Annotated in this window: 6 protein-coding genes and 1 pseudogene; 4 read left to right on the top strand and 3 right to left on the bottom strand. The window is 67.1% G+C overall.

Going from position 1 to position 8830, the window contains the following annotated elements:
• The 3 genes and pseudogenes from AC1D1S_RS18950 to AC1D1S_RS18940 form a co-directional block, all read left to right on the top strand.
• On the top strand, positions 1–378 hold a 378-nt coding region (locus AC1D1S_RS18950; protein WP_476995189.1), incomplete at its 5' end, for a GrpB family protein.
• 40 nt (positions 379–418) lie between these two features.
• Complete coding sequence (gene uvrB, locus AC1D1S_RS18945) at positions 419–2500, top strand: excinuclease ABC subunit UvrB (protein WP_476995188.1); 2082 nt, start codon at positions 419–421, stop codon at positions 2498–2500.
• Positions 2501–2663: 163 nt separating this feature from the next.
• A pseudogene (locus tag AC1D1S_RS18940) lies at positions 2664–3431 on the top strand (TerC/Alx family metal homeostasis membrane protein); the annotation flags it as partial.
• 69 nt (positions 3432–3500) lie between these two features.
• Here the strand turns inward: AC1D1S_RS18940 and AC1D1S_RS18935 are convergent.
• From AC1D1S_RS18935 to AC1D1S_RS18925, 3 genes are all read right to left on the bottom strand, one after another.
• A complete protein-coding gene (locus AC1D1S_RS18935; protein WP_476995190.1) occupies positions 3501–4859 on the bottom strand; it encodes an alpha/beta fold hydrolase in 1359 nt (452 codons plus the stop codon).
• A 19-nt stretch (positions 4860–4878) separates the two neighbouring features.
• Complete coding sequence (locus AC1D1S_RS18930; RefSeq protein WP_476944051.1) at positions 4879–5427, bottom strand: N-acetyltransferase family protein; 549 nt, start codon at positions 5425–5427, stop codon at positions 4879–4881.
• A 92-nt stretch (positions 5428–5519) separates the two neighbouring features.
• On the bottom strand, positions 5520–8066 hold the full coding sequence (locus AC1D1S_RS18925; protein WP_243177739.1) for a DEAD/DEAH box helicase: 2547 nt from the start codon (positions 8064–8066) through the stop codon (positions 5520–5522).
• Positions 8067–8221: 155 nt separating this feature from the next.
• Between AC1D1S_RS18925 and AC1D1S_RS18920 the strand changes: the two genes are divergently transcribed.
• A partial coding sequence (locus tag AC1D1S_RS18920) for a methyltransferase domain-containing protein (RefSeq protein WP_476995187.1) occupies positions 8222–8830 on the top strand: 609 nt, incomplete at its 3' end.

Genomic DNA, 8830 nt, shown 5'->3' with positions numbered 1-8830 from the left:
AGGCTGCACGGCAACGCCGACCCCGGCCGGCCGGTGAATCTCCACCTCCGCGCGGCCGGCTCGCCGGGCTGGCGGTACGCGCTGTGCTTCCGTGACTGGCTGCGCGCCGATCCCGAAGCCCGGGCGGACTATGTCGCCGAAAAGCAACGGGTCGCCGGGCTGCACGGCGTCGACAAGTCCACCGCCGGCTACGCGGCCGACAAGGAGGGCTGGTTCACCGAGTATGCCTGGCCCCGGATGGAAGCGTGGGTGCAGCGCACGGGATGGCAACCGCCGTCGTACGCGGACGACGCCGGAGCAGACGACGCCGGTGAAAGCACCGCCGGCGGCGCCACCGCAACGGCGCCTGCCGCCGACCCCGGTACTGCCCAAAGCTGAATCAGGGCATCCTGTCACAGCCCGGCGGTAGATTAGGTACATGAGTCTTGCCCAGGAAATCAACCGTGTCGTGGCACCCTTCGAGGTGATCAGCGAGTTCCAGCCGGCGGGTGACCAGCCGGCTGCCATCGCCGAACTGACCGAGCGCATCAAGAACGGTGAAAAAGACGTCGTGCTGCTCGGCGCCACCGGTACCGGTAAGAGCGCGACCACAGCCTGGCTGATCGAGCAGGTCCAGCGCCCCACCCTGGTGATGGTGCAGAACAAGACCCTCGCCGCGCAGCTGGCCAACGAATTCCGTGAACTGCTGCCGAACAACGCGGTGGAATACTTCGTGTMCTACTACGACTACTACCAGCCGGAGGCCTACGTCGCCCAGACGGACACCTTCATCGAGAAGGACTCCTCCGTCAACGAGGAAGTCGAACGGCTCCGCCACTCCGCGACCAACGCGCTGCTGACCCGCCGCGACGTGATCGTGGTTGCCACCGTCTCCTGCATCTACGGCCTCGGCACCCCGGAAGAATACATCGCCGGGATGGTGACCCTCCGCAAGGGGGCTGAGATGAACCGTGACGACCTGCTCCGGAAGTTCGTCTCCATGCAGTACACCCGCAACGACATGGACTTCCACCGCGGCACGTTCCGGGTCCGCGGGGACACCGTGGAAATCATCCCGATGTACGAGGAACTGGCGATCCGGATCGAGTTTTTCGGTGACGAGATCGAAAATATCCAGACCCTGCACCCGCTGACCGGCGAGGTGCTCCGGGACGAGAACGAAATGTACGTCTTCCCCGCCTCGCACTACGTCGCCGGTCCGGAACGGATGGGCCGGGCGATCAAGCGGATCGAAGACGAACTGGCCGAGCGCCTCGCCGTGCTGGAAAGCCAGAACAAGCTGGTCGAGGCCCAACGGCTCCGGATGCGCACCACCTATGACCTGGAAATGATGCAGCAGATGGGGTTCTGCAATGGCATCGAGAACTATTCCTCGCACATCGACGGCCGGGCCCGCGGGACCGCGCCGCACTGCCTGATCGACTACTTCCCGGATGACTTCCTCCTGGTGATCGATGAGTCCCACGTCACCGTGCCGCAGATCGGCGCCATGTATGAGGGCGACATGTCCCGCAAACGGAACCTCGTGGACCACGGCTTCCGGCTGCCCTCGGCGATGGACAACCGCCCGCTCAAATGGGACGAGTTCCAGGACCGCGTGGGCCAGACGGTCTACCTCTCCGCGACGCCGGGCAAGTACGAGCTCGGCAAGTCCGACGGCTTCGTCCAGCAGATCATCCGCCCCACCGGCCTGATCGACCCCGAGGTTGTCGTCAAGCCCACGAAGGGGCAGATCGATGACCTGCTGGGCGAAATCCGGACCCGCACCGCGAAGAACGAACGGGTCCTGGTCACCACCCTGACCAAGCGGATGGCCGAGGACCTGACGGACTACCTGCTGGGCCATGGCGTGAAGGTGGAATACCTGCACTCCGACGTCGACACCCTCCGCCGCGTGGAACTCCTGCGCGAACTGCGGATGGGTGTCTTCGACGTCCTCGTCGGCATCAACCTGCTCCGTGAAGGCCTGGACCTCCCGGAGGTGTCGCTGGTCAGCATCCTGGACGCGGACAAGGAAGGCTTCCTGCGCTCCTCGACGTCCCTGATCCAGACCATCGGGCGTGCCGCCCGGAACGTCTCCGGCCAGGTGCACATGTACGCGGACCGGATCACCGACTCGATGGCCCATGCCATCGACGAGACCAACCGCCGCCGCGCCATCCAGGTGGCGTACAACACGGAGAACGGGATCGATCCCCAGCCGCTCCGGAAGAAGATCGCGGACATCACTGACCAGCTGGCCAAGGAAGACGCGGATACCCGCGAGCTGCTGGCCGCGGCCGGGAAGAACCGCGGGAAGGGCAAGGGCACCGCGCTCATCCGTGCGGACGGGCTCGCCGCCGCGCCAGCCGAGGACCTCGTCGGGCTGATCGAACAGCTGACCGAACAGATGCACGCCGCAGCGGGGGAGCTGCAGTTCGAACTGGCCGCCCGGCTGCGCGWCGAGGTGGGGGAATTGAAGAAGGAACTGCGGCAAATGCAATCCGCGGGGCACGCCTAGGGTAAACTCGGTCAAACGTAGGGGAGTATCCCAAACGCTACGATCGTCAACACGCACGGCTACGATGCCGCGCCGGGCGTAGCGGGCAGCCAGGCAGCGTTATGCGGCGGCGGTCGGAGAGACTTACACCGCTGAGCTGTACCCTACGAAAGGTATTTCCCCCGTGCCCGAGCTTCCCCTGTGGTTCGAGATCGGCTCGTTTGTCGTCCTCGGCGTCATTCTGGCCATCGACCTGCTGATGGTCCTCAAACGCCCGCATGAGCCCTCCATGAAAGAAGCCGGACTGTGGGTCGCGTTTTACGTGGCCCTGGCCCTGGTCTTCGCCGGCGCCATGTTCGCCTTCACCGGCCCGGAATTCGGCGGCCAGTTCATCGCCGGCTGGGTGACCGAATACAGCCTGAGCATCGACAACCTGTTCGTCTTCATCATCATCATGGCGCGCTTCTCGGTACCGAGAAAGTATCAGCAGGAAGTGCTCATGGTGGGCATCATCATTGCCCTGATCCTCCGCGGCATCTTCATCATGCTCGGCGCGATCGTGATCGAGCAGTTCAGCTGGGTCTTCTACATCTTCGGCGCCTTCCTGCTCTKGACCGCCTGGAAGCAGGCCCAGGACGAGGGCGAGGACGAGGAAGACAAGGAAAACCCGCTGATCGCCCGGATCCGCCGGGTCCTGCCGATGTCCGAGAAGTTCGACGGCGGCAAGCTCCGCACCGTCGTCGACGGCAAGAAGGTGTTCACTCCGATGCTGATCGTCTTCGTGACCATCGGCATGACGGACCTGCTCTTCGCGGTCGACTCCATTCCGGCCATCTTCGGCCTCACCCAGAGCGCCTTCATCGTCTTCACCGCCAACATCTTTGCCCTCATGGGGCTGCGCCAGCTGTACTTCCTGCTCGGCGGCCTCATGAACCGGCTCATCTACCTCAAGGCGCCGTACCTGTCTAAGCCGTACCTGCTAAGCCGGGCGCCATCGGCCCCGTGCCTGGCTGCGGCCGGGTCACCGTCGGGCGGAACGGGCCATCCCCAGCAGGCGCCCGAAGATCGCCTCGCCGTCGTCCGCGATGCCGTCGTGGTGGAAGTCTCCGGTTTCCCAGACCTGCAGGCCCCGGACCGCGGCCGCCGTCTCCAGGGACAGCTCCCGGTCCACGTAGATGTCGTCGGTGTAGACGGCCGCGGCGACGGGCACGGTGTTCAGCGCCAGTCGCTCCGGGTCGTAGAGGGGTGCCCAGTCGTCCTTTTCGGCCAGGAGCCGGGCCACGTCCTGCAGCGGGTGYAGGGCCGGGTCCTGCTCGAAATACCAGGGGTACACCATTTCCCCGGTCAGAAGCGGTTCGCCGGCGTCGGGGCGGAACTCGGGGAATTCCTCCAGCACGCGCCAGGCGGCCCAGTTGGTGGCACCGTCCTGGCCGTAAATGGATTCGTGCATCAACGCGTACAACGGGTTCGCGGCCCGGGACACGAGGCCCCTGACCTGCTCCAGGAAGGCGTCGGAGAGACGGTCGCCGCCCGGTGTGGCCACGAAGGCGTCCTCGAGCAGGTGGTGCAGTGCGTCCACCCGGGTGTTGCCGCCCAGGAACGAGCCCACCATCTGGAACCGTTCGACCGTGAGCCGGCCGCCGTCGGGCAGGACCTCCTCCGTTTCCCGCAGGTGCCGGGCGATCCGGGTGACGATGGCCCGGTCCTCGGGATACCAGTCAAAGTATTCGGCGTTCCGGGCCGCGACCCGCTGGAACGTGGCCCGGTACACACGGTCGGCGGAGCCGCCCAGCGGGGCCAGCCCGCCCGTCACGAGGACCTCGCGCAGCCCCTCGGGGGCGAAGGACAGGTAGCTGAGCGCGCAGAATCCGCCGTAGCTCTGGCCGTAGATGGTCCACGGGGCCGAGTCCAGGGCCGCCCGGATGGCTTCGGCGTCGGCGACGATCGAGTCGGCGCGGAAGTGCGTCAGGTAGTCAGCCTGCTCCGCGTCGGTGCCGCGCAGCGGCAGCGTGTTGCGGTCGACGGGCGAGGACAGGCCGGTGCCGCGCTGGTCCAGCATGAGGATCCGGAAGTCCTTGGCGGCGGCCTTGCTCCAGCCACCCAGCGACGGGAACCGGTTTCCACGCCCGCCGGGACCGCCCTGCAGGAAAAGCAGCCAGGGCAGCCCGGCGGCCTCTGCCTCGCTGTGTTCGGTGGACACGTATTCGCGGGCGAACACGGAGATGGTTTCGCCGCGGCGCCCCGCCTCGCTGAAGTGGTCCAGGGGGATCTGGAAGTAGTGTTCCGCGGTCCGCATTCCCCGGTAGGTGTGGCGCGCCCGGACGCTGTGCGGAATTTTGCGCCCGTCGCTGGAGGCAGTCTCCAGCAGGGAGGCTCCCATGAGCCCCGTCATTGGGAGATCAGCCACGGGTTGCCGCCTCGCGGGAACCCGAGCTGGAGCCGGCGGGGGAGCCGGCGCCGGCAACTTCCGGGCGGTCGCCGAAGGCCGTCAGCGCCGCTCCGGTGAGGCGGAAGGTGGACCATTCCTCCATCGGCAGGGCGCCAAGCTTCTTGTAGAAGTTGATGGAAGGCTCGTTCCAGTCCAGGACACTCCATTCGACGCGCGCGTAGCCCCGGTCAACGGCGGTCGCCGCCAGGTGCTGCAGCAGTGCCTTGCCGTGGCCCTCGCCGCGGGCCTCCGGCCGGACGTAGAGGTCCTCGAGGTAGATCCCGTGGACGCCCTCCCACGTGGAGTAGTTCAGGAACCAGAGGGCGAAGCCGCGGACCTCGCCCGCGGAGTTCTCCGCCATGGTGGCGAAGACCTTGGGATGCTCGCCAAAGAGGACCTCGGTAAGCATCCCGGGGGTGTTCCGGACGGCGTCCGGTTCCTTCTCGTAGAGGGCGAGGTCGTGGATCATCTGCAGGATGGCAGGAACGTCATGCGCCGTGGCAGGCCGGATTACACTCATTGTCCGAGTTTACCCGCGGCGCGATGGCCCAGGCTGGGGTACCGGCGCCGGCGACGGCCGCCCCCGTGCCGTCCCGCCMCGTGCCGTCCCGCTTAGAGCCGGTTGACGTCCGTGACGCGGACGACGGCGGTCCCGGACTCGTCCGAGGCCGCCAGGTCCACGTCGGCGGAGATGCCCCAGTCGTGGTTGCGGGCGGGGTCATCGAAGATCTGCCGCACCTTCCACACCCCGGGTTCCTCGGTGATGATCAGCAGCCCGGGACCGCGGGCATCCGGTCCGGTGCCGATGTCGTTGTGCTCATCAAAGTAGTCATCGAGGGCATCTTCCCAGCGCTCGGCGTCCCAGCCGGAGCCGGCGTCGAGCTCGCCCAGGGCGGTGGCGGCCTCATCGGCGAACAGCTCCACGCGGCGGAACATCTCGTTGCGCACCATCACCCGGAAGGCCCGGATGTTGGAGGTCAGCGACGGCGGCGGGGGCGGGGGAGCGTCATGCGGTGTGGGCGCCGCGCCGGAAGTGAGCTCTTCCCATTCGTCCAGCAGGCTGGAGTCCACCTGCCGGACCAGTTCGCCCAGCCAGGCGATGAGGTCCTCCAGGTCCTCGCGGAGGGCATCCTGCGGGACCGTCTGGCGGAGCGCCTTGAAACCGTCGGCGAGGTAGCGCAGCACGATCCCCTCCGAGCGGGCGAGGCCGTAGAACTGGACGAACTCGCCGAAGTTCATGGCGCGCTCGTACATGTCCCGGACCACGGACTTGGGCGCGAGCTCGAAGTCGCCGATCCACGGCGCGGCCTTGCGGTAGACGTCGAAGGCCTCGCCGAGGATCTCGGCGAGCGGCTGCGGGTAGGTGACCTCCTCGAGCATCGCCATCCGCTGGTCGTACTCGATGCCGTCGGCCTTCATCGCCGCGATCGCCTCGCCGCGCGCCTTCTTCTGCTGTGCCGAGAGGATCTGCCGCGGCTTCTCCAGGGTGGCCTCGATCACCGACACCACGTCCAGGGCGTACGACGGCGACTCCGGGTCCAGCAGCTCCAGCGCCGCCAGCGCGAACGGGGACAGCGGCTGGTTGAGGGCAAAGTTTGCCTGCAGATGGACCGTGAGCCGGACCGTGCGGCCGTCGGCACCCTGCTCCGCGGCCGGGATCCGCTCCACGACGCCGGCCGCGAGCAGCTCGCGGTAGATTCCCAGGGCCTTCTTCATGAGCCGCAGCTGGGCCGGACGGGTCTCGTGGTTTTCGGTGAGCAGGCGGCGGGCGGCCTGGAACGGGTCGCCGGGGCGTTCCATCAGGTTCATCAGCATCGCATGCGTCACGGTGAAACTCGAGGTCAGCGGATCGGGAACGGACTCGACCAGCCGCTTGTACGTCGGTTCGCCCCAGGACACGAAGCCTTCCGGGGGCTTCTTCTTGACCACCTGGCGCAGCTTCTTCTGGTCGTCGCCGAACTTGGCCGTGGCTTTGGCCATCGCCTTCACGTTTTCCGTCACGTGCTCCGGGGCCTGGACCACCACGGTTCCGGCGGTGTCATAGCCGGCGCGGCCGGCGCGGCCGGCGATCTGGTGGAACTCACGGGAGTTCAGCAGCCGGGTGCGGACGCCGTCGTATTTGCTCAGGGCTGTGAGCAGCACAGTGCGGATGGGCACGTTGATGCCCACCCCGAGCGTATCCGTGCCGCAGATGACCTTCAGCAGGCCGGCCTGGGCAAGCTGTTCGACCAGCCGGCGGTACTTCGGCAGCATGCCGGCGTGGTGAACGCCGATCCCGTGCCGGACCAGGCGGTTGAGGGTCTTGCCGAAGCCTGCTGCGAAGCGGAACCCGGCAATGAGCTCGGCAATCTTGTCTTTTTCCTCGCGGGTGCAGACGTTGATGCTCATCAGGTTCTGGGCCCGGTCGATCGCCTCGACCTGGCTGAAGTGGACCACGTAGACCGGGACCTGCTTGGTGGCGAGCAGCTCCTCAAGGGTCTCGTGCACCGGGGTCTGTTCGTAGTAGTAGTGCAGCGGGATGGGGCGTTCCGCGGAACTGACGGTCGTCGTCGTGCGGCCGGTCAGGTCGCTGAGGCCGTCCTCGAACCGGCTGACATCGCCGAGCGTCGCCGACATCAGCAGGAACTGCGCCTGGGGCAGTTCAAGCAGCGGCACCTGCCACGCCCAGCCGCGCTGCGGGTCCGCGTAGAAGTGGAACTCGTCCATGATCACGGCACCGAGCTGCGCCGCAGAACCTTCACGCAGGGCGATGTTGGCCAGGATCTCGGCCGTGCAGCAGATGATCGGGGCGTCCTGGTTCACGCCGGAGTCGCCGGTGATCATGCCAACGTTGTCGGCGCCGAAGATCTCACAGAGGGCGAAGAACTTTTCCGAGACGAGGGCCTTGATCGGGGCGGTGTAGTAGCTCCGCTGCCCGCGGGCCATGGCCTGGAAGTGCGCGGCGATGGCCACCAGGGATTTCCCGGACCCGGTCGGGGTGGCCAGGATGACGTTTGAGCCGGCGGCCAGCTCCATGATCGCCTCGTCCTGGGCCGTGTACAGGGCAAGGCCGCGGGTCTCGGTCCACTCGACAAACCGGGTGTAGAGCTCGTCCGGGTCCAGGCCCGTCCTGCCGGGGATACGGGCGGCCGGGGCGGGGAGCTGATCAACGAGTTTCATTGCTGTCCAGCTTAGTGCCCGTGTGGTAGCCGCGGCACCGCACGCAGTGCAGGCGCGCGCCGTGAGCCGCCCGCAGCGCAGGCGGCTTCCTTGGCTGGCCCACGGGCCGGGACTAGGCTTCGGTTAGGACAATGTGCCGGGAACTGGAGGCAGCCATGAAGTGGGATCCGGAGAAATATGTGCAGTTCGGGGACTACCGGGACAGGCCATTTTTTGATCTGACCGGTCGGATTCACGCCGAAGCCCCGCGGCACGTGGTGGACCTCGGCTGCGGTCCCGGCAACCTGACCGCGACGCTCGCGGACCGCTGGCCGGGCGCACAGGTGGTGGGTCTGGATTCGTCGCCGGAAATGCTGGCCACTTCCAAGGACCACGCAGCCGCGGCGGCCAATCTTTCCTACGAGCTGGCCGACATTGAGCACTGGCTGCCGTCCGGGGACACGGACGTCGTCGTCACCAACGCGGCCCTGCAGTGGGTGCCCGGCCACCGAAAGCTCCTGCCCCTATGGCTCGATGCCCTCAAACCGGGCGCCTGGTTCGCGCTGCAGGTGCCGGGGAACTTCAACGCCCCGTCGCACACCCTGATGCGGGAGCTGGCCGATTCCCCGGCCTGGGCGGGGCGGCTCGCCGGGGTGCTCCGCCACGACGACGTGGTGGGGGAGGCAGCGGAATATCTGGAGATCATGCTCGACGCCGGTTGTGCCGCCGACGCCTGGGAGACCACGTACCTTCAGCTGCTCCCGGGCGCCGACCCCGTTTTGGAG

It is taken from the genome of Arthrobacter sp. P1_A5, from assembly GCF_056406825.1.
The sequence above is the reverse complement of the archived record's forward strand: the minus strand, read 5'-3'. Positions and strand labels throughout refer to the sequence as shown.

Excerpts from the sequence above, each read along its gene's own strand:
- AC1D1S_RS18925 (WP_243177739.1), bottom strand. The coding sequence starts at position 8,066 with ATGAAACTCGTTGATCAGCTCCCCGCCCCGGCCGCCCGTATCCCCGGC.
- AC1D1S_RS18930 (WP_476944051.1), bottom strand. The coding sequence starts at position 5,427 with ATGAGTGTAATCCGGCCTGCCACGGCGCATGACGTTCCTGCCATCCTG.